Here is a 23,108-nt window from a genome sequence, read left to right as displayed (position 1 = left end):
AATCAACCTCAAAACGGATAGACACCGATGAAATACGCAATTTTGGTCTATGAAACCGAGCAAGACATCCGCGATCGCCCTCAAACTATGCCAGCCTATGGCGCTTACTCCCAAGCCTTAGCCGAAGCGGGAGTAGCCGCAGGTGGAGCAGCACTTCATCCTAGTCACACAGCCACCACCATTCGTCTTCAAAATGGACAACGCAACGTTCAAGATGGTCCCTATGCTGACACCAAAGAGCAACTGGGAGGAATGTTTATTATTGACGTTCCCGATTTAGATACCGCCATGGATTGGGCAGCTCGCTGCCCAGCCGCTAGTAATTGTGCGGTCGAAGTCCGTCCTCTGTTGCCCATGTAGAAATATCGCTGTTAACAAATGAGTATGTACTCATTTGTTAAATCACGCATCAGTCTCAGTAAAGTTTTTAAATTTTGATTTTGCCGTAGGCAAAATCAAAACTGCTATAGGAGAAAAATCCCATGAAGCTCTATTACTTTCCCCCTTCTCCCAACACCCGTAAAGTTCATGCTGTAGCCATTCATTTGCAACTTCCTATTGATCTGCGATTGGTAGATTTACAGAAAGGCGAACAACATCACCCCGAATTTGTCCAGTTAAATCCCACAGGGCGTGTACCCGTCCTCCAAGATGGTGACTTTATCCTTTGGGAATCGACAGCCATCATGCAACACTTGGCTAGTCAAGTTCCTAATTCTCTCTGGAGCGAAGATCCCAAAATTCGGGCGGATATTATGCGCTGGCAAAGTTGGCAACTTGCCCATTGGTATTCTGTCTGTCAGCCCTTGCAGTTTGAGAACTTTGTGAAGGCTCTCTTGCAATTAGGCGAACCTGATCTGCAAGTAGTGCAACAAGCCAGCGATCGCTTTCATAAAGAAGCTAGCGTCTTGAATAATCATCTTGCAAATCGCGAATACCTAGTCAATAACACCTTGACCTTGGCTGATTTCTCCGTGGCGAGCGATCTCACCTATGCCATACCTGCACGATTTCCCTTAGAGAACTATCATCATATTCAGGCTTGGTATGCGCGGATTGAGCAATTACCAGCGTGGCAACAAACCGCACCGCGAGGTTAATCATAGATGGAAGCACGTCGAGCCGCCGAATTAGCTGCACGCAACTCCTATGGGCGGCTAGTCGCCTATTTAGCCGCCCAAACAAGGGATGTTGTCGCTGCTGAAGATGCCCTCGGCGATGCTTTCCTCTCGGCACTAAAAACTTGGACAGAAAGCGGCGTTCCCAAAAATCCTGAAGCATGGTTATTGGTAACGGCGCGAAATCGATTGATTGATGTGGGAAGACGTTCGCAGGTGCATGACAAGGTTCTTAATACTTTCAAATTCAATGAACAAGAATTTGCTGCTGAGCCGTCTTTAGAATCGGTTACCTTTCCTGACGATCGCTTGAAATTATTATTTATTTGCGCCCACCCAGCGATCGATCCTACAATTCACACGCCCCTAATGTTGCAAACAGTTCTGGGGATGAATGCCGCGCAGATTGCTTCTGCCTTTCTAGTTGCTCCTGCAACGATGAGTCAGCGGCTAGTGAGGGCAAAAACAAAAATTCGTGATGCGGGGATTGCCTTTGAGTTGCCAGAGGAGAAGGATTTGCCAATTCGATTAGCTGCTGTATTAGAAGCGATATATGCTGCTTATACTCATGCTTGGGAAACTGTGGATGGTAGTGATCCACGTCATCGTGGATTAGCAGAAGAGGCGATCTGGTTAGCGCGGCTCTGTGTTCAGTTAATGCCTACAGAGCCAGAAGCAAGGGGGGTACTTGCGCTCATGCTCTATTGTGAATCTCGGCGGGATGCTCGTCGGACTAGCGATGGTTCCTATGTGCCGCTATTGCAGCAGGATACGAGTTTGTGGTCGCAGATGGCGATCGCAGAAGCAGAGAAGGAACTAGCACAGGCGGCAACCTTTAAACAGTTGGGAAGGTTTCAACTGGAAGCGGCGATTCAATCGATTCATGCTCAAAGAGCGATCGCCCAGAAAGTCAATTGGCAAGCATTAGCGTTGCTGTACGCAGGGTTGATTCGGATTTCGCCGACTTTGGGGGCTTTAGTCAGTCATGCGGCAGCGATCGCCGAAGCGCAGGGAATAGAAGAGGGGTTAATGCACCTCAAGGCAATTCCTTTGGAGTCTGTGAAAAATTATCAACCTTACTGGGCGCTAAAGGCGCATTTATTTAAGCAGTTGGGGGCTAAGTCAGAAGCAAAGCAAGCCTATGCTAGAGCGATCGGGCTTACTGAAGATTCAGCTATTCGTGAATTTCTGCTTAAACAGTCTCTTCCGTTGGAGGAGTAGGTTTCGGCTGTACTCGACCATATAGATTGTTCTATAGCAAATAATCTTGTTCGTACAATGCGTTATGAGGGTTAGTATGAACTGTATTAGAAAAGTTAACAGTCATATGTTTGTGCGGATGTTTAGTGAGATTATAGAAAAATAGTTGATAGGAAAACTGAGACTAGAAACTAGCTAAGTTTAAGGAAATTTGTTGAGTCGGGAATTCATGAAAAAGGGTGCTGTCATCGATAAAACGGGACTCTATCGTTATTCGCTATGGCGAGAATGGGATATAGAAAAGTCAAAAATTGTGTTTATTATGCTTAATCCTAGTAAGGCGGATGCAAGTATTGATGACCCGACGCTGCGGCGATGTATTAGTTTTGCGAAGTTTTGGGACTATGGTTCGCTAATTGTCGTTAATCTATTTGCTTTTAGAACAGCAAGTCCTTTGGAGCTTAAAAAGGTGGATGATCCTGTTGGGAAGCAGAATGATCGCTATTTAAAAAAGGCGATTAAGTCAGCCGATCGGGTTGTTGTTGCTTGGGGAAATAACGGGAATTTAATGCAACGCGATCACTTTGTTTTAGAGTTGCTATCTAAACACAATATTCAACCTCACTGTCTAGGAGTTACACAGGGAGGACATCCACGCCATCCTCTATATGTTAAGTGTTGTACAAAAACTATTGACTATGAATAATTTATGAATCAATCAATTTAATGCGTCATTCAATAACAACTTTCTAGAAAAGAGTCATATGAATTTTATCGGTCATGGTATTGATATTGTTGAAATAGAGCGTATTAAAAATCTTCTAGAAAAATTAGGAAGCAGCTACGAAATACGATGCTTTACCGAACTAGAACTTATTACTGCTAAATCTAATGTGAATTACATTCAATTCTTAGCAGGTCGTTTTGCTGCTAAAGAAGCGATAATTAAAGCTCTGGGGACAGGCTGGAGTCAAGGAATTGCACCAACTGATATTGAAATTCAACGCTTGTCAACAGGACAGCCAACAGTAGTTTTATATGGTAAATGCCAAGAGATAGCTTCAGAATTAGGGATTCTAAAGTGGTTATTGAGTATAAGCCATACAGATTTAATCGCAGTCGCAAGTGCTATTGCTTTAGGATAAATTATGCTCTAATCAAAGCATCACTACTGAAAAGAAGAGAATAAATCTATCGCTGATCTTGATAGGTTATTGAACGAGCATCAAGGTTCACAAGAACTTTTCCACCTCGATTTTTTTCGACTTTCCTCCATACTTCATAACAGTTTAAAATAGTTTTTTCCCAATCAGCAAGTGAACATTGAGAAACCTCTAAATGTTCTGTTAGACTTTTGATGGTTTTTAGGATGTGATCGTCAAGGGTTGAAATTTTTTCTAAAAAATGATGATTCTTGGCATAGGTAAATACAAGAGTAGATATTCCCTCTTCAGTAGCTATTGCACGACCGCCATCCTCAACCTCGTCAATATCAGAGTTGCTTTTTCGTTTGCATTTTAGATTACTTCTAGTAACTGGTGACCAACCTAAAACAGCAGCACATGCAAAATGAAAAATGTCATGAAAGCGATAACCATCAGATAAGTAAGAGTTGTCTGTAAGATCATTCCCGATTTGTTTCCCATTGATAAAAGCTCTCATTTTTATTGAGTTATCTTCACTTACTTCCGTAATCTCAATCTCAAATTGACGGGGTAAACGTTCTTCTTCTGGAAAATCGCTATCAAATATATATACATGTGTTTGCTCTGAAGATGATATTCCCCAACGATCACGACATTTCCGCAGATTTGCTTCAGCAATTTGAGACAAGTCAAGATTGAACTTGCTAGATAAATTGGCAATATACCAAAGTAGATCGCCCAACTCTTCAGCAACCCGTTTCGGGAAAAGCTGATGAGATTCACCATCTCGAAGATACTTTTTGTATTCACTAAGCAACTCGCCAGATTCACCTGCAAGACCTAAGAGGGGAACCATTACGTCTACCCCTTTGTCAGTAGGAATTCTATTTGTCTTCAGAGCTTGTTCTTGGTATTCTTGAAAATCCATTGTTCACTCCATCAAGTACTATTAAAACTTAGAGTTGGATGTGCTCTTTTTTAGTCTGTATTCGTTGATCTCTTGGTTAATTCCCCACTTTGGAGGATACCAGTGATCCAAATGCGTTCCTTTGCCTGAATATTTCTGCTTTATGCGAGTTCGACCTGATATTCCAGAAATGTCAGGATGTTTCATTCGAGAGTATTTGTCAACTTCACAAAATAGATTTTGACAATCAATCAATTGCAGCTTTCGTCCCCAGAGAGACTGAAAGTTAAGCCCTAGCCTCGCAAATTCAGAATCTTGAATATCTGCCATAAATTTTATAATTTCTGGTTCATTAAGTCCTCCCAGATCTGTAAAACATTTGCGAATGCCATCTAGCGCCCCAGGGCCTGGAATAACAAATTCCATTTCGCTAAAGTTAGTAATTTCACTATAGTTAACATCAGTAATGAACTGGTATGCTAAGAAATCACCTATGGTCGGATAATCGCGTATTAAATCGAATCCTTGGTGCATATTTTTAGCATCTGCGAGCTTTTTGGGCAAATCATTGGACATCATCATCTCGATTAATTTAAGATGATTTCGATGTTTAGCTGTATGTCCGAAACTTGTACTTCCTGATGGCATAATGTATGCAGCAGAATAAATAGTTTGACCTGACTGTATGGCATCTGTAAGAACTTTGTCATAGCGCTCAAAGGAATATTCTGCAAAAATGATAGAACCTAGATGATGTTCTAGAAGTTGCCATGTTTCGATCTTATTGAAGAGTTTAAAGAGCATGATTCTAAAAAAAACTTCATTCGGTGATGATGGAAGATCATTGTGGTAGATAATATTCCTTATTAAATATTGACTGACACGATCTGAGGCACGGTAAGCATTAGTGAACTTGTATGTCGAAAGAATTGGATCATCTGTCCAAGGCATTGACGCATTTTCTAGCTTCTTAAAAAATATTTTTTGCCTTTCTACCGCAAACCGCCAGTAAGTATTAAATACAACTGTAGGCTTTGCAGGAAGAATATGCGAAATAATCTCTAGCTCTGAGTCTTTTTCATCCCCATAATCGCCAAACAAAAAATTTAATTGCTCGTTTTGTTCGATGTTGTCATTATGGATTTTCTGACTTTTAGTTCCCATTTTATATTCCGATTGATGTCTCTTATTAATTGTTCAACTCTGAGCTTTTCGAGCTAAGTCTGTGAGTTTAGCTAGACTGGAATGTAGCTTAGGAATAGTATCTATTTTGGCAACGCCAATAAAGCAGTTCATTCGCTCAAACTTTAATCCCATTTCATGAGCCATGAAATTCCCCAATCTACAAAGCCCTAAATAGTTCCCATAGGCTTTCTCAAATATCTGCTGAGTAGCGTAGAAAGCATTAAGTGCTAGAGTTTTATCGTTTTGAGGAACAAAACTGATGTGCTGGAGGCAAGGGAAAGCAAGCTGTGCGGTAGTAATGTGATCTCTCGCGGGATCAAAGATTGATGCTTGAAACATACTTTTCCTAACACCTGGACGAGACTTGTATTGAGAAATAATATATTCAAGTTGATTGCCGTTCTTTGCCCCAGAACCAAATGATATAAGCCTCTCAAAGTAAATACCACGTCGATTTTTATGTCTTTCTAGAGCCTTATATCTAGGAAGAGTATCAATATACATCTGAAATAACTTATTTCGGTCATTTTTGGAATGTGTCCAGATGGAGTAGGGGAAAATAGTGTTTGCAACTGTGTGCACTTTTTGCTTACTATTAGCTACAAGGCTGTTGTCAAGCTCATCTCGAATTACTTGATCCTCATTTGGAACGCCATTCGTAAAACCTGTTAAGGTTATTATTAGGGGTGAAATCTCTTTGCCAGGATTATCAATGATATGTAAGAAAGCACGAGACCAAGCATGTGATAGATTCGTGTCTTCAATTAAGAGTGGTGTAGTGCTATTCATCTTCAAAATCCTCAAAGTGGCGATATTGACTCAATCCAGCAAATTGAAAACGAGATATCCGAACAAATATCGCCCAATTACTATCAGGGCAGTAAACACGAACAATACCAGGACGGTTAGCCCGAAAGAGTCTTCCTAAAGGTAACTCTTCTTGAATAGTGATAGTATCTTTGACTGATTCTGCCGTACTTGGTAGTAAGAGATTACTCCCTACTTCCACATCAAGTATCGGTAGAGACCATTGTAAATCAGCAATTATTAAAGGATCGGTTGAGGTATACCCTAAAACGTCTTTTCGTATAGCTTTGGGGCTTGATTTGAGAAGTAAACTCGCTTGTGCATGACTAATCATTTTTAGAGTGTAAGCCATGTGCTTGATTAAAGTTTCATAACCAACTCCAAAACTACAAGCAATTGTAAAAAATTGGAGAGGTGTTGCTGAAGAAGAATTCCACCCTCTTGAGACAAATGCTTTTCGCACAGCTAAAGGTGGCATGAATATGAAGCCAGCAAAGGTGTCCACTAAAAATTCATCTGGGCTAAAAGTTTTGAATTCATCTACACCTTCTTTGAGCTCATCTATTGTTGAACCATGTTCAAAAATGTGATGTCCAAGTTCATGAGCGCAGGTGAAATTTCTCCTTGAGAGAGGACGCAAAGAAGAAAGCAAAATTGTTGGCTCCTCTCCTTTGATATACATACCTTCCATATTGATGTCAACAAATCTAACCTTTACTTTTAGTTTGTCGCATAAATCATAGATGCAAATTGGAGTATTAAGCCCAAACCCTAACTGAGTCCGAACTTCAATTGATTTGAGCATAGCCTTTTGAGCCAATACTTGCTTTGGATTTGTCACTATTTGCTTCCCCTTATTTCGATTAAGTTGGGTAATGGTGCTATTCACTATTTGCTTCCTCCTGTTTTCATCGAAGCCAATATTGTTAGAAGCCTGTCAAGGTCTTCAGGTTTCAGTTTTTGTAGTTCTCTAGCTGCAAGTTGAATTTTGTTATCGTGCATATCAACTTTGTCTGCTCCTTCACCAATTAGCCATGAAGGACTAACATCAAAGATTTCAGCAAACTGGGCAATTTCTTTGGCAGAGACGTTTCTATTCCCAGCTTCTATTTCAGAAATAGAGGGTCTATGAACACCTACCATTTTTGCAACTTGAGTTTGTGAGAGACCAGCCATCTTACGAGCTTCACGAATACGAGAAGCTATAATTGCTTTTTTCTCTATTGCTTCTGTCATGATTGATTCTCCTCTCTACTTATCATTTCACAGACCATAGCTGCTGATTCATTAATAGTGAGTGGACGCTTGCCATCTTTTGAGAGAAAAATATTGCTACAGTTAGGGATAGTGACCCCAATCGTAGATGACAACATACTAATAGCGGCGGGCCATAGCATACTATCAAATCCCTCAAGATCATTTAAAGGACATGTATTACCTTGAATTTGGCTTATGTCATATCCACTATCACTCTGAATACTTTGAAGAACATTTATGAGGTTCATTTGCACATCTTGTTCATTCATAGCGCTTTTTGATATCTTACGGAATGTAAGAAAATCTTACCAAGACAGCAAGAATATGTCAAGTTGTTTTTTATGTCGTTGAGTACATTTCCTTCAAGTGAGAATTACTTAGCAAATCACTATAACTAACCTTCAGGCAAAAAATCCTCATCTAGCGTTTGCTCAAAAGTAAAAGGACACTCCATTGGAAAAGTGGTGATGCAATTTCCACCTTATGATTCAATAGCACCCCATCCCTAGAATGGATCATAGAACGCGATCGCCTCACCCATGACAAACATAAAACATAGTGGAATTACCAACAATCTCAACGACTAATCAAGCGATCGTGCTACATCCTTGACCTCGTTAAGTGCGATCGCGCGCGTCAGCATCGAATCAGTTAAAATTGTGAATAGCTTGCTCCCATTGAATGAGAGATAGAAAAACTTGCTATGATTCAACATAGGGACAATTCATGAATTGTCCCTAACACTACTAAAAACATCAACCCACCATGAAAACCCAAACCATTCAACTGAAAAAACCGACAAAAGAAACCCTAATTGCTATACGTCAATCTGCCCAAAAGTTTGCTCAACTCTTAAAAGCTCACAACATTAGCGAAGATGACATCATTGCCGAATTTAACGCCATGCGTAAACAAGCAAGGAGAGACGCAACCAAATAATGTCAAAGACAATTGTCCTAAATACAAACATCCTAATCTGAGCACTATTAGGCGAAAAAGTTCCACACTTCTTGAATAAATACGTCAGTAGCTGTGACTTTATATTACTCCCGATAAATGCTATCAAGAGCTTTACAATAATTTGCCAAAAATATTACAAAAACAAAATTTGGGGATATCAATATCTCCATTTTCCGAAGAAATATTACAACTGCAAAAATCCATTATCCCAATATCAGAAGAGTTTTACATTCAATATAAAAACGAAGCTCAAAGACGCATTAAAGCAAGAGATCCTAACGATTGGGAAGTAGTCGCTTTAGCGATGCACTTTGATTGTCCAATTTGGACGGAAGACAAAGATTTTTTTTGAATTGGCATCGCTACATGGAACAGCCAAAACGCAGAAATTTATCTTATGCAATGATTGCAGGATAAATAGCCACACCATGCTTAAACCGATCACCCTTCAAGTCGAAGCCCCTATCGCCGACGCATATCAAAATACAACCTCTGAAAATCGCCAAGCCTTCCAAACACTCGTCAGTATCTTTTTACAATCTGTTGCCCAACCAACCACACTACAAAAAGTAGTTCAAGAAATTCGTTTAGAAGCACAACAAAAAGGACTTACTCCCGAAATCTTAGAGGAAATCCTCAAGGATGGCTAAGCTAAGATTAGTAATCGATACCAACATCTTGATCAGTGGCTTAATGTTTGTAAATTCATTGCTACAGCAAGTTTTCGACTATGTCATTGAATGAGAGATAGAAAAACTTGCTATGATTCATAACTTTTGTCTTAACATCTCAAAACTGTCACTGAGATCAGCGATCGCGATCGCCTCCTGTTCACCAGAATCTAGCCATTTGATTTGAACTTGTCCTGCCTCGATTTCGCTATCACCGATGACCACAGCGGCTTTTGCATTGGCATTACTAGCCCGTTTGAATTGTTTGTCAAACTTCGCACCAGTGACATCGAGTTCCACTGTAAATCCTGCCTTACGGAGAATTTGAGCAATGGATAGAGACTTTGCTTCCGCTTGTTCGCCTCGTGAAATCACATAGAAATCGATCGCCGCTTGTTTTTGTTCGGCAACCTGTTGCATGAGAATGACCAGACGCTCTAAGCCGATCGCCCAACCTACAGCAGGCACATCCGCGCCACCAAGTTCTGCAATTAAGCGATCGTAGCGTCCGCCGCCACAGACTGCTGACTGTGCACCCAGTTGATTGGATTGGATTTCAAAGGCGGTACGAGTGTAGTAGTCTAATCCTCGTACTAGGCGAGGATTAATACGATAAGCGATATTCAAATCTGTTAAGAGATTTTGGACTTTCTCAAAATGCTGTTGTGATTCAGGGCTTAAGTAATCGAGAATGCTCGGTGCATCTTGGGAAATTTCTTGGGTGCGCTTATCTTTGCTATCGAGAATTCGTAAAGGGTTGCGCGTGAGGCGATCGCGAGAATCAGCATCAATTTCTTCTACAAAAGGCGTGAAATAATCCACCAAAGCTTGACGATAGGCAACCCGATCTTCCGCACTGCCCACCGAGTTGAGATCCACCACAAGATCCGTTAAACCCACAGCTTGCAAAAAATCACTAGCGATCGCGATCGCTTCCGCATCCGCACGCGCATCGGCACTACCTAATACTTCTACGCCTAACTGGTGAAATTGACGCTGGCGACCTGCTTGGGGGCGTTCATAGCGAAACATTGCACCCATGTACCAGAGACGTTGCACGCCACCTTGGGCAAATAACTTATTTTCAATATAGGATCTTGCTACTCCCGCCGTCCCCTCTGGGCGCAAAGTCAACGAGCGATCGCCGCGATCGCTAAAGGTGTACATTTCTTTACCAACAATATCTGTGGCTTCACCGATGCCCCGCGCAAATAGCTCCGTTGCTTCAAAAATGGGTGTGCGAATCTCGGTATAGGCGGCTTGGCTAAGGATTTGACGTGCAGTTGTCTCTAACTGCTGCCAGTAATAAATTTCGGGAGCAAGGATATCGCGAGTGCCACGGGTGACCTGAAGTGAAGACATGGATGCTAACGTGTGATGAACAGGAGACTGTAATGTTATTCCAGAATACAGAGTTTTTGAGTAGAAAGTAGGGGCAATTCATGAATTGCCCCTACTTTTTTGGATTTTTTTGGGATTTATATTTTATACGTAGATAGTAGCTAAAAGTATGAATGCGATCGCTCTGCACATTCAGAAGGTAACAAATCTGGGTAAAATCTGGATAGTGTCCAGTAAATTTAGTGCCAGTTAATTTAAAAACTCATATGCCAGAAGATAACGCTAACGAACCGCAAATAACCCAATCGGCTAATGAAGCAGTATTTAATGAGGTGCTAAAGAGTATAGACATCGATCCTGCTTTACTTGCTGAACTCGGTGAAGTCACCAATGACCCTGAACAGGCGATCGATACGGCGATCCGTCAATGGTTGCAGCGTCGGGCGATCAAAGAAGCTGATCGCTCTCGACCCTTGACAATGAATCCCGTTGTGCCACCACGAGGCGAGTGGAATGATTAGGAAAATGCCTAGTAAGCTGATCCCAAAAATTTATGTATGAATTTTGGTCGCCAGACAAGCTGCTCTTGATGATTGGACTTTTTCAGTTCGGACTTATCCTCATGATGTTCATGATTCTCAGTATGAGCAAACGCAAAAGTAAACCAAAAGGCAAAGCAAACAAAAATAATCTCAATACACCTGATGCTGTAACAGATGTAGCAAATAATCTAGTCAATAACGAAATAGATCTCAAACCAACCTTGTCCGATCCCACCAATCAACCTTTGATCGCTCCACCAGAATCAATAACAGAGCCGATTCAAGCTGATCCACCTGCCATTGATCTCACCTATAAAGTAGACATTGCCCCAGAATTACTGACTGAGCTATTGGAAATATCTGACAACCCTGCGGCGATCGTCGATGAAGCGATCCGCTGGTGGCTGAGACGACGCAATGTTGAATCTCTTGATTCTGGCACTCGCCATCGTCGCTATCCAACAGGCATCAGCGCCACAAGATCATTACAAAATCAGTGGAATGACTAGAGGTGTCGGCTCCAACTTTGCCTCTACCCATACATTCGCCCTTCGATGCTGTCGTTGGTCAAAGTCAAGCGATCGCCTTGTTAAATGCTGCCATTAAACGCGATCGCATTGCCCCTGCTTACTTATTTGCGGGTACGAGTGGCGTGGGGCGCAGCAAAACTGCCTCGGCATTTGCCGAAGTATTATTGGGCGATCGCAAATCAGCTAATCGACTAAGCGATCGCAATCATCCCGATTTGCTATGGGTAGAGCCAACCTATTTAGACAAGGGCAAAATGCTCACGGCAAAGGAAGCCGACGCAGCAGGACTCAAGCGACGCGCTTTGCCCCAAATTAGGATTGAGCAAGTGCGCGAAATCAGCGAGTTTGTCAGCCGATCGCCCCTCGAATGTCAGCGATCAGTAGTGATTCTCGAAGAAGCGCAGTCAATGGCAGAGTCTGCCGCCAATAGTCTGCTCAAGACCCTCGAAGAACCTCTGTATGCCACCATAATTTTGATCGTTCCTGACGCTGGTTCGATTTTGCCGACCCTCGTTTCGCGCTGCCAACGCATCCCCTTCACAAGACTAAATCAAGCGCAAATGCAGGAAGTCCTCACCCGTGAAGGTCACACCGATATTCCACCCGAAGTGGTCGCCTTAGCACAAGGATCGGCAGGACAAGCGATCGAGTCTTTTGAACGTTTTAAGAGTATTCCCGCCGAGTTATTAACTTCTGTACGCCAAATTCCTCAGGATGCCAAAAGTGCTATGGTGATCGCCAAACAAATCACCAAGGAACTAGAGGTGGATTTGCAATTATGGCTGATTGATTATTTACAAAATTATTTTTGGGAGCAGCAAAGATCGAAGTCAGTTTTGCAACATCTCGATAAAGCAAGGGAATTAATTGCACGTTATGTGCAACCAAGGTTAGTTTGGGAAGTAACGCTTCTCCAAATTGCAGGAAAGATCTAAATTATCAACTGAGTTTGGAACTATAGCCTTAGCCTATCAGTTAGCTGATCGAGCCTGCGAGAGGTTTGGGCGTAGCATTACCGTTTGGCGATCGCGGTGAAATCCATAAATGGTTGCAGTAATGCTTCGCTCCTAATGGGTTTGTGGTTTCTTCGTGCAGAGATAGATCTCCGACTTTTTCTGCACATTCACCAATTAGTTATGCTAGTCACAAAAAAGTCGGAGATCTGAACTACGGGGGAGTGTCGGTTTTGGTGAATATTTGGTTATGTTTTTTGTAACGATCGCCTGTTTTGGGGAATATCGCTTTATGCTGGCTGTTGGTCAACCGAGGGTTTTGATGTAAATGTGAGGATGTGGGCGATGAGTAAGGTTGTTGGGATCTCGATGTTGGCTTTTTTGGCTTGTGGGCAAGTGCAAATATTCATGAGTGAGAGCATCCAAGCACAAACAAATCAAGACCGCAAAACAGAAGCAGAACGGCTGTTACAGCAAGGAATTCAACAATATCAAATCAGCCAATTTCAAGCCGCATTACAGTCATGGCAGCAAGCATTGACAATCTATCGGGAAATCAAGGATCGGTTTGGAGAGGGAGCAGCACTAGGGAATTTAGGAATAGCTTATGATTCCCTTGGAAGATATGATGAAGCGATCAAGTTCTATCTACAAAGTTTGGTAATCAAACGAGAAACCAAAGACCGTCGCGGCGAAGGAAATGCACTGGGAAATCTGGGAATCGCTTACAATGCCCTTGGCAAATATGACAAGGCGATCAATTTCCATTTGCAAAGATTAGCGATCGCGCGGGAAATCAAAGACCGTCGTGGTGAAGGACAGTCGCTGGGGAATTTGGGCAATGCTTACGCTTCCCTTAGCAAATATGACAAAGCGATCGAGTTCTATCTGCAAGACTTAGCGATCGCGCAGGAAATCAAAGACCGTCGTGGTGAAGGACAGTCGCTGGGAAATCTGGGAAGCGCTTACAGAAGCATCGGTAAATACGACAAAGCGATCGATTATCATCTACAAGCTTTAGCCATCTTACGGGAAGTCAAAGACCGTCAAGGCGAGGGACAGTCATTGGGGAATTTAGGAAGTATTTACCGAAACCTCGGTAAATACTACAAAGCAATCAATTACCTAGAGCAGGTACTAGCAGTCGCGCGAGAAATCAAAGATCGGCGAGGGGAAGGACAGTCGTTAGGAAATCTAGGAAACGCTTACTATTCTCTCGGCAAATATGACAAAGCAATCGAATTCTATCTGCAATACCTATCGGTCGCGCGGGAAATTAAAGACCGTCGCGGCGAGGGGATTTCGCTAGGAAATCTAGGGATCGCTTACTCTTCTCTTGGCAAATATGACAAAGCGATTGAGTTTTATCTACAAGACTTAGCGATCGCGCGGGAAATCAAAGACCGTCGCGGTGAGGGGCAAACGATAGGAAGTCTGGGAAACGCATACCGAAACCTCGGCAAATATGACAAGGCGATCAATTTCCATTTGCAAAGTTTAGAGATCGCACGAGAAATCAAAGACCGTCAGGGTGAGGGACAGTCGCTGGGGAATTTGGGAAGTGCTTACCGCAACCTTGGCAAATATGACAAAGCGATCGATTATCAACTGCAAAGCTTAAGAATCTTGCGGGAAGTCAAAGATCTCAGTGGAGAAGGTACTACTCTCTCAAATTTAGGCGGTATATTATCCAAAGTAAACCAACCCGAACTTGCCATTCTCTTTTACAAACAATCTGTCAACGTCCGCGAAGCGATTCGCAAAGATATCCGCAAACTCGATAAAGACATTCAACAATCCTATTTAGGAACTATCTCTAGCAGCTACAAACTTCTTGCTGACCTCCTGATTAAGCAAGATCGTATCATGGAGGCACTGCAAGTCTTGGATTTCCTCAAAGTCCAAGAACTCGAAGACTATCTCAAAAACATCAAAGGTAGTGACAGATCGGCGCAAGGCGTGAAGATTCTAGAACCAGAGAAAGCAATTAGCAATAAGCTGCTAGCAGTTAGCTTTGATAATAGCAAGGAGCTTAATAATGAACTTGCTAATCAGATTCAACAACTTCCCCAAGCAGAAATCAACAAAGTCCCTGACTACCTCAAACAAATTCCTCATGGCACAGTATTACTCTATCCATTAATTTTAGGTGATAGGCTCGAAATTATCCTCTTCTCACCCAACACTCTCCCCATCAGTCGTACTGTCAAAATATCGCAAAAAGAACTAGAGACCCTAGTGACTGATTTTAGATCTGGTCTCCTTGATTCTGGCTCTGAAGATGTCAAAGAACCTGCGGCAAAACTCTACAACATATTGATTAAAAACGTCGAAGCCGAACTCACCAAAGCAAAAACCACCACAATCCTCTATGCACCCGATGGACAACTCCGCTATATTCCTCTTGCCGCACTCTATGACGGCAAACACTGGCTAGCAGAGAAATATCGCATTAATAATCTGATCGCCTACAGCCTCTTCGACTTTTCACCAAATCTTAAGATACAACCCAACATTCTCGCAGGAGCATTTGGTGGCAAGGCTAACGAAAAGAAGTTTGGACAAATTGGATTGCCTGCCACGCTAAGAGAAGTGCAAGCGATCACAAATTCCTTTGATAACTCAGTTACTTTAATCGAAGATCAATTTAGCCGCCAAGCGATCGAAGCAAAATTCAAAAATCATAATATTCTGCATCTCGCCACCCATGCCGAATTTAACATAGGCGTTCCAGACAACTCCTTCATCATTTTCGGCAATGGCGACAAAATCCGTCTCAATGAAATCACCGATTGGCAAATCCCGAATATCGATTTGATTGTGCTAAGTGCTTGTCAAACAGGAGTTGGTAAGCTGGGCGATGGTGTAGAAATCTTAGGCTTTGGTTATCAAGTTCAGAAAGCAGGCGCAAAAAATGCGATCGCCTCACTCTGGAAAGTCGATGATGCAGGAACACAGGCTTTAATGGAAGCATTTTATAGCGAACTCAAAAAAGGCGATATCACATCCATAGAGGCTTTACATAGAGCGCAAGTTGCTTTGATTAAATCCCCCAAATATAATCATCCTAATTAGGGCTTACTGAAAAAGCAAGAAAAGCATACAAGCAAAGGTTTCTAAGGAGAACGAAAACAGATAAAATGCAAGAAAAAGCAAGAAAAGCTAGAAAAACCCTTGCACCAATAAAATTGCATGTACCGACAATCCCCCACAGGACAGCTATCATTCGAGAACTTCTACTTACCATTTGGCGGCAAACTATCAGGAGAAAATCGATGGGTAAGATTAGCAGAACTAGTGCCGTGGGAAGAATTTGAGAATGAATATGCAGAACAATTTAGCGAAGGACAAGGAGCACCAGCAAAACCATTTCGGATAGCACTTGGGGCGCTGATCATCAAAGAGAAGCTAGGAACAAGTGACGAAGAGACAGTAGAACAAATTCGTGAGAATCCATATTTACAATACTTCCTAGGCTTATCAGAGTACAGCGACAACGCCCCATTTGAAGCAAGCATGATGGTACATTTCCGCAAGCGATTGAATCTAGAGATCGTGGGCAGAATCAACGAACGGATTGTGAAGCCTCCTAAAGAGTCGGGACAAAAAGAGAAGGAAGCAAAGCAGTACAAGAAAGAAGAAAGAGAAGAGATAGAAGAGAAGTTAGAAGAGCAGAATATAGAAAAGGAACAGAAAGAACCAGAACCAGCAAACCAAGGAAAATTGCTGCTAGATGCAACAGTCGCGCCATCCGACATCCGTTATCCCACTGACATCAAACTGTTGAACGAAGCAAGAGAACAAACGGAAATAGTGATTGATGCTCTTTACCAACAAGTGAAAGAACAATTAGCGAAGAAACCACGCACCTATCGCCGTGAAGCAAGGACAGCGTATCTCCAAATTGCCAAACAACGCCAACCCAATCGTAAAAGGATTCGCAAAGCATTGCGCCAACAGTTGGGATATGTGCGTCGCAATCTTGCCCATATTGACACTCTAATTGCCGCAGGGGCAAAGCTATCGGAATTGAAGAGGAGTCTCTATCGGAACTTGCTAGTCGTCAGTGAAGTATATCGGCAACAACAATGGATGTACGAGCAAGGTGGTCATCGCATAGATGACCGCATCGTCAGTATTACGCAACCTCATGTACGTCCGATTGTCAGAGGTAAGGCAGGAACACCTGTGGAGTTTGGCGCTAAACTCTCAGTTAGTTGTGTCGATGGTCATGCCTTTCTCGACCATCTCAGTTGGGATAACTTCAATGAATCGGGGGATTTGCAGCAACAAGTAGCATTGTTTAAATCTCGCTTTGGACATTATCCTGAAGCGGTTTACGTTGACCAGATTTACCGCACTCGCAGCAATCGCGCCTATTGTCGAAATCTCGGTATTCGGATTACGGCTCCGCCTTTGGGCAGACCTGTACCCGATGAGTTGGCGGCTATTCGCAAGCAGACTCTCGAAGATGCTAAGGTTCGCAATCAAATTGAAGGTAAGTTTGGACTGGCTAAACGACGGTTCAGTCTAAATCGCGTCATGTCCAAGTTGGCAAATACATCGGAAACGGCGATCGCTATCACTTTCTTGGTGATGAATTTGGAAGCGCTGCTCAAGCAGCTTGCTTTTTTCGGTTTGTCTTGGTTTATCTTTTGCTGGCAACTCTTTGTTCTTCCTTCTTGGAAACCCCTTTTTAACTTTAATTCTTTTTCTTGGCAATTTCCTTGTAGACACTCAAAGTATTATCCCCTTCCTCTTTGCCCACTACTTTTCCCTTAGTCTCTTTTTCAGCAAGCCCTAATTATTGGTCAGCATTTTTTGCGATCGGCAATGGATTGTAGGTAGTATCTACTACCATCATCACGATAAAAAACTAGTTCCTTGGTTGCCTCCTAAGAGATTTTGGCGTTTTGGGTGAATATTTGGTTATGTTTTTTGTAACGATCGCCTGTTTTAGGGAATATCACTTTATGCTGGCTGGTAGGCGACTGCGGGTTTTGATGTAAATGTGAGGATGTGGGCGATGAATAAGGTTGTTGGGACGGCGATGTTGGCTTTTTTGGCTTGTGGGCAAGTGCAGATAGTAATAAGTGAAAGTGTCCAAGCACGAACAATTGAAGAACGAGCAGCAGAAGCTGATTGGCGCTATAACTTAGGAATTAGGGCGATACGGGACAGCCAATATCAAAAGGCAGTACAGTTTGCGCTGATGGCGCTTGATATTTGTCTTGAAATAAAAGACCGTGAATGTGAGGCTCGTGCTTACAACGGACTGGGGCTGGCATATTTTTATTTAGGGCAGTACAACAAAGTGATCGATTCCTATCTGCAAAGATTGGCGATCGCAAGGGAAATTAAAGACCTTCATGGTGAGGGCATTTCGTTGGGAAATCTGGGCAGTACTTACTTCTCCCTTGGTAAATATGACAAGGCGATCGAGTATCAACTGCAAAGTTTAGAAATAGCTCGGAAAACCAAAAATCGTCTCAGTGAGGCAAAGTCACTGGGAAATCTGGGCAGCACTTACCACTCTCTTGGTAAATATGACAAGGCGATCGAGTTCCATCTGCAAGCGTTAGCAATCTTTCGGGAAAGGAGAGACCGTCTTAGTGAAGGTCAATCACTGGGAAATCTGGGAAACGCTTACGATTCTCTCGGCAAATATGACAAAGCGATCGAGTTCCATCTGCAATACTTAGCGATCGCAAGGGAAATCAAAGACCGTCTCGGTGAGGGTCAGGCATTGGGAAATCTGGGAGCCACTTATGATGCCCTCGGTAAATATGACAAAGCAATCGAGTTCCATCTACAATATTTAGCGATCGCAAGGGAAGTCAACAACCGTCAAGGTGAGGGGATTTCGCTGAATAATTTAGGAGAATCTTTTAGCAGTCTTAATCAACCCGAACTGGCGATTCTCTTTTATAAGCAGTCAATCAATGTCCGTGAAGCGATCCGCAAGGATATCAGAAGTCTCGATAAAGATGTCCAACAGTCATATTTAGGCACTGTCGAAGAAACCTATCGCAATTTCGCCGATCTCCTTCTCCAACAAGACCGCATCATTGAAGCCCTGCAAGTCCTTGATCTGCTTAAAGTCCAAGAACTCGAAGATTATCTCAAAAATGTCAAAGGTAGTGATAGGTCGGCGCAAGGTGTCAGACTTTTAGAACCAGAGAAGGCTATTAGCGATAAGCGTTTAGCTGTTAGCTTTGAGAATAGCAAAGAAATTAATAATCAACTTGCTAATCAAATTCAACAACTGCCCAAAAACGAAATCAACAAAGTTCCTGACTATCTCAACCAAATTCCACAGAGCACTCTATTACTCTATCCACTTATACTCGGTGATCGCCTCGAAATCATCCTTTTTGCTCCCAATCAGCTTCCTATTCGCCGCACCGTCAAAATTGCCAAAAAACAACTAGAAAAATTAATTAGTGATTTTAGAGCAGGGCTTCTTGATGCTGGCTCGGAAGATTTCAGAGATACATCAATACAACTCTATAACCTCCTGATTAAACCCATTGAAGCTGAACTCGTTCAATTTCAAGCCAAAACAATTCTCTATGCACCCGATGGACAACTGCGCTACATTCCCATTGCTGCACTCTATGACGGTAAACAATGGCTAGCTGAAAAATATCGCATTAGCAATCTGATCGCCTATAGTCTCTTTGACTTTACCCCAAATCAAAAGATACAACCCAATATTCTAGCAGGAGCTTTTGGTGGTATAGCAGGAGAGAAGAAGTTTGGTCAAACTGCTTTACCTGCAACCGTCAGAGAAGTTCAATCGATCGCCAACTCCTTCAATAACTCAGTCACCCTCATCGAAGAAAACTTTAGCCGCCGAGCGATTGAAGCAAAATTCAAAAATCATAATATTCTGCATCTCGCCACCCATGCCGAATTTAACATAGGCGTTCCAGACAACTCCTTCATTATTTTCGGCAATGGCGACAAAATCCGTCTCAATGAAATCACTGATTGGCAAATCCCAAACATTAATTTGATTGTGTTGAGTGCTTGTCAGACAGGAGTCGGTAAGCTGGGCGATGGTGTGGAAATTTTAGGATTTGGTTATCAAGTTCAGAAAGCAGGCGCAAAAAATGCGATCGCGTCGCTCTGGAAAGTCGATGATGCTGGTACACAAGCACTCATGACTGCTTTTTATAGTGAACTGCAAAAAGGTGATGTCTCGGTTATGGAAGCATTACGCCGAGCGCAAGTTACCTTGATCAAATCGCCACAATATAATCATCCTAATTATTGGGCAGCATTTTTTGCGATCGGCAATGGATTGTAGGTAGTATCTACTACCATCATCACGATAAAAAACTAGTTCCTTGGTCGCCCCCTAAGAGATTTTGGCATTTTGGGTGAATATTTGGTTATGTTTTTTGTAACGATCGCCTGTTTTGGTGAATATCACTTTATGCTGGCTGGTAGGCGACTGCGGGTTTTGATGTAAATGTGAGGATGTGGACGATGATTAAGGTGATCAGTATTGCGATGTTAACTTTTTTGGCTTGCGGTCAAGTGCAGATAGTGATAAGTGAAAGCGTCCAAGCTCAAACAATACAAGACCGTAAAGCAGAAGCAGATCGACTGTTTAATCAAGGAAATCAGCAATTTCAAACCAGCCAGTTTGAGAGAGCATTTCAGTCATGGCTGCAAGCATTGACAATCTATCGGGAAATTAAAGACCGTCGTGGGGAGGGTGCATCGCTGGGAAATCTGGGAATCGCTTACGATTCTCTCGGCAATTATGACAAAGCAATCGAATATCAATTACAAAGATTAGCGATCGCACGAGAACTCAAAGATCGTCTCGGAGAGGGGCGGTCTCTGGGAAATCTGGGCAACGCTTACGATGCTCTTGGTAAGTATGACAGAGCGATTGAGTTCCATCTGCAAGCTCTAACAGTATTACAGGAACTTAGAGATCGTCAAGGAGAGGGGACTGTGCTAGGAAATTTGGGAACAGCTTACCAAAACTTTGGCAAATCTGACAAAGCGCTCGAATTCCATCTGCAAAGCTTAGCGATCGCACGGGAAATTAAAGACCGTCGGGGGGAGGGGCAATCGCTAGGAAATCTGGGAATCGCTTACCAAAACCTTGGCAAATATGATAAGGCGATCGAGTTCCATAGGCAAAGCTTAGTAATACTACAGGAACTCAAAGATCGTCAAGGAGAGGGGAGTGTGTTGGGAAATTTGGGAAATGCATACCGAAACCTTGGCAAATATGACAAAGCGATCGAATATCAACTGCAAAGCTTAGCGATTGCGCGGGAAATTAAAGACCGTCGTAGTGAGGGGCAATCGTTGGGAAATCTGGGTAACGCATACCGAAGTCTTGGCAAATATGACAAAGCGATCGAGTTTCATTTGCAAAGCTTAACAATTGATCAGGAAATCAAAGACCGTCGTGGTGAGGGACAGTCGCTAGGTAATCTTGGAATTACTTACTCTTTCCTTGGTAAATATGACAAAGCGATCGAGTTCCATCTACGAAGTCTAGCGATCAAACGGGAAATCAAAGACCGTCTAGGAGAGGGGCGTTCACTGGGAAATCTAGGAATCTCATACTATTCTCTTGGCAAATATGACAAAGCGATCGAATTTCATCTGCAAAGATTAGCGATCGCGCAAGAAATTAAAGACCGTCTAGGTGAAGGACAGTCGCTAGGGAATCTGGGAAATACTTACGATTCTCTCGACAAGTATGACAAAGCGATCGAGTTCCATCTACGAAGCCTAGCGATCAAACGGGAAATCAAAGACCGTAGCGGTGAAATGGGTGGACTCAATAATTTAGCCGTTACTTACAAAAAACTCAATCGAGATCAAGAAGCAATGATTTCTTATCAGCAAGCACTGACCATTGCTAGGGAAATTAGAGACCGAAGTGTCGAGGGTTTAACCCTTGCAAATATAGGGAATTTATCATCTAAAGCCAATCATCTTGAACTTGCCATTGTCTTTTACAAACAATCGATCAATGTCCGCGAAGCAATCCGCAAAGACATTCGCAAACTCGACAAAGACATTCAACAATCCTATTTAGAGACTATCTCTAGTAGCTATAAACGTCTCGCGGATCTACTGATTCAGCAAGATCGCATTATAGAAGCATTGCAAGTTCTCGATCTCCTCAAAGTCCAAGAACTCGAAGACTATTTTAAAAATATCAAAGGCAGCGATAGATCGGCGCAGGGTGTCCAACTTCTAGAGCCAGAGAAAGCGATTAGTGATAAGCTATTAGCCGTTAACTTTGATAATAGCAAAGAAACCAATAGGCAGCTATCGGACAAAATCCAACAACTTCCCAAATCTGCTATCAACAAAGTTCCTGACTATCTCCAACAAATCCCCCAAGGCACTGCTTTACTTTATCCATTAATTTTAGATGATCGACTCGAAATCATCCTCTTCTCACCTAACACCATCCCCATCAGTCGCACCGTCAAAATATCGCAAACAGAACTAGAAACCCTAGTTAGTGATTTTAGAGCTGCACTCCTTGATGCTGGCTCCGAAGATGTCAAAGAACCTGCGATCCAGCTTTACAAATTGCTAATTAAACCCATCGAAGCCGAACTCATCCAAGCCAAAGCCACAACGATCCTCTATGCACCCGATGGACAACTGCGATATATTCCCATCGCCGCACTCTATGATGGTAAACAATGGCTAGCAGAGAAATACCAAATTAGTAACCTGATCGCCTACAGTCTCTTTGACTTTTCTGCACAACCTAAAAACTCACCCAAAATCCTCGCAGGAGCTTTTGGTGGTAAAGCAGGAGAGAAGAAGTTTGGACAAACAGCCTTACCCGCAACCATCAGGGAAGTCCAAGCGATCTCCAACTCTTTCAATAATTCAGTCACACTCATCGAAGAAAACTTTAGTCGGCAAGCGATCGAAGCAAAATTCAAAAATCATAATATTCTGCATCTCGCCACCCATGCCGAATTTAACATAGGCTTTCCAGACAACTCCTTCATCATTTTCGGCAATGGCGACAAAATCCGTCTCAATGAAATCACTGATTGGCAAATCCCAAACATTGATTTGATTGTGCTAAGTGCTTGTCAGACTGGTGTTGGTAAGCTTGGTGATGGGGTGGAAATCTTAGGCTTTGGCTACCAAGTCCAAAAAGCTGGTGCAAAAAATGCGATCGCATCCCTCTGGAAAGTCGATGATGCGGGTACTCAAGCACTTATGACTGCTTTTTATGGTGAACTTCAAAAAGGTGATGTCACGGTTACGGAAGCATTACGTCGAGCACAAGTTGCCTTGATCAAATCGCCACAATACAATCATCCTAATTATTGGTCAGCATTTTTTGCGATCGGGAATGGATTATAAGTGTATTACCCTACTTTTGCCTAGCTATAGCAATGTAAGAGATAGCTAAGACAGAGCAAAACCCAAATAAGTGAAGGTGGCACAAGGTGCCACCTTCACTTATTTGGGTTTT

22 protein-coding genes are annotated in these 23,108 nt (G+C 42.6%); 15 read left to right on the top strand and 7 right to left on the bottom strand.

What is annotated here, in order from left to right; all coding sequences use genetic code 11:
• Nucleotides 1-27 precede the first annotated feature (27 nt).
• From ABM313_RS18090 to acpS, 5 genes are all read left to right on the top strand, one after another.
• Complete coding sequence (locus ABM313_RS18090; RefSeq protein WP_434684548.1) at nt 28-360, top strand: YciI family protein; 333 nt, start codon at nt 28-30, stop codon at nt 358-360.
• Between the two features lie 122 nt (nt 361-482).
• Nucleotides 483-1,100, top strand: a complete 618-nt coding sequence (locus tag ABM313_RS18085; protein WP_434684547.1) for a glutathione S-transferase family protein — start codon at nt 483-485, stop codon at nt 1,098-1,100.
• Nucleotides 1,101-1,106: 6 nt separating this feature from the next.
• Complete coding sequence (locus tag ABM313_RS18080) at nt 1,107-2,339, top strand: RNA polymerase sigma factor (RefSeq protein ID WP_434684546.1); 1,233 nt, start codon at nt 1,107-1,109, stop codon at nt 2,337-2,339.
• Nucleotides 2,340-2,547: 208 nt separating this feature from the next.
• Nucleotides 2,548-3,024 (top strand): DUF1643 domain-containing protein, encoded by a 477-nt coding sequence (locus tag ABM313_RS18075; protein ID WP_434684545.1) that lies wholly within the window; start codon nt 2,548-2,550, stop codon nt 3,022-3,024.
• 58 nt (nt 3,025-3,082) lie between these two features.
• A complete protein-coding gene (acpS, locus tag ABM313_RS18070) occupies nt 3,083-3,463 on the top strand; it encodes a holo-ACP synthase (RefSeq protein ID WP_434684544.1) in 381 nt (126 codons plus the stop codon).
• Between the two features lie 46 nt (nt 3,464-3,509).
• Here acpS and ABM313_RS18065 read toward each other — a convergent pair whose 3' ends face one another.
• Genes ABM313_RS18065 through ABM313_RS18040 form a run of 6 tightly spaced genes read right to left on the bottom strand, consistent with a single transcriptional unit; the run spans nt 3,510 to nt 7,888 of the window.
• A complete protein-coding gene (locus tag ABM313_RS18065) occupies nt 3,510-4,391 on the bottom strand; it encodes a nucleoside triphosphate pyrophosphohydrolase family protein (RefSeq protein ID WP_434684543.1) in 882 nt (293 codons plus the stop codon).
• A gap of 21 nt (nt 4,392-4,412) precedes the next feature.
• A complete protein-coding gene (locus ABM313_RS18060) occupies nt 4,413-5,534 on the bottom strand; it encodes a nucleotide kinase domain-containing protein (protein ID WP_434684542.1) in 1,122 nt (373 codons plus the stop codon).
• A 33-nt stretch (nt 5,535-5,567) separates the two neighbouring features.
• Nucleotides 5,568-6,344 (bottom strand): thymidylate synthase, encoded by a 777-nt coding sequence (locus ABM313_RS18055; RefSeq protein ID WP_434684541.1) that lies wholly within the window; start codon nt 6,342-6,344, stop codon nt 5,568-5,570.
• Nucleotides 6,337-7,251: an ImmA/IrrE family metallo-endopeptidase gene (locus ABM313_RS18050; protein WP_434684540.1), complete on the bottom strand. Its 915-nt coding sequence runs from the start codon at nt 7,249-7,251 to the stop codon at nt 6,337-6,339. Before ABM313_RS18050 ends, ABM313_RS18055 begins: the two co-directional genes overlap by 8 nt.
• Nucleotides 7,251-7,598, bottom strand: coding sequence for a helix-turn-helix domain-containing protein (locus ABM313_RS18045; protein ID WP_434684539.1), 348 nt, complete (start codon nt 7,596-7,598; stop codon nt 7,251-7,253). The genes ABM313_RS18050 and ABM313_RS18045 overlap by 1 nt, the downstream gene beginning before the upstream one ends.
• Nucleotides 7,595-7,888, bottom strand: coding sequence for a hypothetical protein (locus ABM313_RS18040; protein ID WP_201324263.1), 294 nt, complete (start codon nt 7,886-7,888; stop codon nt 7,595-7,597). Before ABM313_RS18040 ends, ABM313_RS18045 begins: the two co-directional genes overlap by 4 nt.
• A gap of 496 nt (nt 7,889-8,384) precedes the next feature.
• Here ABM313_RS18040 and ABM313_RS18035 point away from each other — a divergent pair, with 496 nt between their 5' ends.
• From ABM313_RS18035 to ABM313_RS18025, 3 genes are all read left to right on the top strand, one after another.
• Nucleotides 8,385-8,558, top strand: coding sequence for a hypothetical protein (locus tag ABM313_RS18035; RefSeq protein WP_434684538.1), 174 nt, complete (start codon nt 8,385-8,387; stop codon nt 8,556-8,558).
• Between the two features lie 103 nt (nt 8,559-8,661).
• Nucleotides 8,662-8,931 carry a PIN domain-containing protein gene (locus ABM313_RS18030; protein ID WP_434688516.1) on the top strand — a complete coding sequence of 90 codons (270 nt, stop codon included), beginning with the start codon at nt 8,662-8,664 and terminating at the stop codon, nt 8,929-8,931.
• 76 nt (nt 8,932-9,007) lie between these two features.
• Nucleotides 9,008-9,229 carry a hypothetical protein gene (locus ABM313_RS18025; protein ID WP_434684537.1) on the top strand — a complete coding sequence of 74 codons (222 nt, stop codon included), beginning with the start codon at nt 9,008-9,010 and terminating at the stop codon, nt 9,227-9,229.
• Nucleotides 9,230-9,346: 117 nt separating this feature from the next.
• Here ABM313_RS18025 and hisS read toward each other — a convergent pair whose 3' ends face one another.
• Nucleotides 9,347-10,612 carry a histidine--tRNA ligase gene (gene hisS, locus ABM313_RS18020; protein ID WP_434684536.1) on the bottom strand — a complete coding sequence of 422 codons (1,266 nt, stop codon included), beginning with the start codon at nt 10,610-10,612 and terminating at the stop codon, nt 9,347-9,349.
• Between the two features lie 245 nt (nt 10,613-10,857).
• Here hisS and ABM313_RS18015 point away from each other — a divergent pair, with 245 nt between their 5' ends.
• From ABM313_RS18015 to ABM313_RS17985, 7 genes are all read left to right on the top strand, one after another.
• Nucleotides 10,858-11,112, top strand: coding sequence for a hypothetical protein (locus ABM313_RS18015; protein ID WP_094529921.1), 255 nt, complete (start codon nt 10,858-10,860; stop codon nt 11,110-11,112).
• Nucleotides 11,113-11,144: 32 nt separating this feature from the next.
• Complete coding sequence (locus ABM313_RS18010) at nt 11,145-11,642, top strand: hypothetical protein (protein ID WP_434684535.1); 498 nt, start codon at nt 11,145-11,147, stop codon at nt 11,640-11,642.
• Between the two features lie 2 nt (nt 11,643-11,644).
• Nucleotides 11,645-12,598 carry a DNA polymerase III subunit delta' gene (locus ABM313_RS18005; RefSeq protein ID WP_434684534.1) on the top strand — a complete coding sequence of 318 codons (954 nt, stop codon included), beginning with the start codon at nt 11,645-11,647 and terminating at the stop codon, nt 12,596-12,598.
• A 363-nt stretch (nt 12,599-12,961) separates the two neighbouring features.
• Nucleotides 12,962-15,691 (top strand): CHAT domain-containing protein, encoded by a 2,730-nt coding sequence (locus tag ABM313_RS18000; RefSeq protein WP_434684533.1) that lies wholly within the window; start codon nt 12,962-12,964, stop codon nt 15,689-15,691.
• A gap of 117 nt (nt 15,692-15,808) precedes the next feature.
• Nucleotides 15,809-17,398, top strand: coding sequence for an IS5 family transposase (locus tag ABM313_RS17995; RefSeq protein WP_434683668.1), 1,590 nt, complete (start codon nt 15,809-15,811; stop codon nt 17,396-17,398).
• 244 nt (nt 17,399-17,642) lie between these two features.
• Nucleotides 17,643-19,928 (top strand): CHAT domain-containing protein, encoded by a 2,286-nt coding sequence (locus ABM313_RS17990; RefSeq protein WP_434684532.1) that lies wholly within the window; start codon nt 17,643-17,645, stop codon nt 19,926-19,928.
• A gap of 173 nt (nt 19,929-20,101) precedes the next feature.
• Nucleotides 20,102-22,996 carry a CHAT domain-containing protein gene (locus ABM313_RS17985; RefSeq protein WP_434684531.1) on the top strand — a complete coding sequence of 965 codons (2,895 nt, stop codon included), beginning with the start codon at nt 20,102-20,104 and terminating at the stop codon, nt 22,994-22,996.
• Nucleotides 22,997-23,108 lie beyond the last annotated feature (112 nt).

Source organism: Pseudanabaena minima str. Chao 2107 (genome assembly GCF_051131155.1).
Lineage (GTDB): Bacteria > Cyanobacteriota > Cyanobacteriia > Pseudanabaenales > Pseudanabaenaceae > Pseudanabaena > Pseudanabaena minima.
The sequence above is the reverse complement of the archived record's forward strand: the minus strand, read 5'-3'. Positions and strand labels throughout refer to the sequence as shown.

Excerpts from the sequence above, each read along its gene's own strand:
- ABM313_RS18090 (WP_434684548.1), top strand. The coding sequence starts at position 28 with ATGAAATACGCAATTTTGGTCTATGAAACCGAGCAAGACATCCGCGAT.
- ABM313_RS18085 (WP_434684547.1), top strand. The coding sequence starts at position 483 with ATGAAGCTCTATTACTTTCCCCCTTCTCCCAACACCCGTAAAGTTCAT.
- ABM313_RS18080 (WP_434684546.1), top strand. The coding sequence starts at position 1,107 with ATGGAAGCACGTCGAGCCGCCGAATTAGCTGCACGCAACTCCTATGGG.
- ABM313_RS18075 (WP_434684545.1), top strand. The coding sequence starts at position 2,548 with ATGAAAAAGGGTGCTGTCATCGATAAAACGGGACTCTATCGTTATTCG.
- acpS (WP_434684544.1), top strand. The coding sequence starts at position 3,083 with ATGAATTTTATCGGTCATGGTATTGATATTGTTGAAATAGAGCGTATT.
- ABM313_RS18065 (WP_434684543.1), bottom strand. The coding sequence starts at position 4,391 with ATGGATTTTCAAGAATACCAAGAACAAGCTCTGAAGACAAATAGAATT.
- ABM313_RS18060 (WP_434684542.1), bottom strand. The coding sequence starts at position 5,534 with ATGGGAACTAAAAGTCAGAAAATCCATAATGACAACATCGAACAAAAC.
- ABM313_RS18055 (WP_434684541.1), bottom strand. The coding sequence starts at position 6,344 with ATGAATAGCACTACACCACTCTTAATTGAAGACACGAATCTATCACAT.
- ABM313_RS18045 (WP_434684539.1), bottom strand. The coding sequence starts at position 7,598 with ATGACAGAAGCAATAGAGAAAAAAGCAATTATAGCTTCTCGTATTCGT.
- ABM313_RS18040 (WP_201324263.1), bottom strand. The coding sequence starts at position 7,888 with ATGAATGAACAAGATGTGCAAATGAACCTCATAAATGTTCTTCAAAGT.
- ABM313_RS18035 (WP_434684538.1), top strand. The coding sequence starts at position 8,385 with ATGAAAACCCAAACCATTCAACTGAAAAAACCGACAAAAGAAACCCTA.
- ABM313_RS18025 (WP_434684537.1), top strand. The coding sequence starts at position 9,008 with ATGCTTAAACCGATCACCCTTCAAGTCGAAGCCCCTATCGCCGACGCA.
- hisS (WP_434684536.1), bottom strand. The coding sequence starts at position 10,612 with ATGTCTTCACTTCAGGTCACCCGTGGCACTCGCGATATCCTTGCTCCC.
- ABM313_RS18015 (WP_094529921.1), top strand. The coding sequence starts at position 10,858 with ATGCCAGAAGATAACGCTAACGAACCGCAAATAACCCAATCGGCTAAT.
- ABM313_RS18010 (WP_434684535.1), top strand. The coding sequence starts at position 11,145 with ATGTATGAATTTTGGTCGCCAGACAAGCTGCTCTTGATGATTGGACTT.
- ABM313_RS18000 (WP_434684533.1), top strand. The coding sequence starts at position 12,962 with ATGAGTAAGGTTGTTGGGATCTCGATGTTGGCTTTTTTGGCTTGTGGG.
- ABM313_RS17995 (WP_434683668.1), top strand. The coding sequence starts at position 15,809 with ATGTACCGACAATCCCCCACAGGACAGCTATCATTCGAGAACTTCTAC.
- ABM313_RS17990 (WP_434684532.1), top strand. The coding sequence starts at position 17,643 with ATGAATAAGGTTGTTGGGACGGCGATGTTGGCTTTTTTGGCTTGTGGG.
- ABM313_RS17985 (WP_434684531.1), top strand. The coding sequence starts at position 20,102 with ATGTGGACGATGATTAAGGTGATCAGTATTGCGATGTTAACTTTTTTG.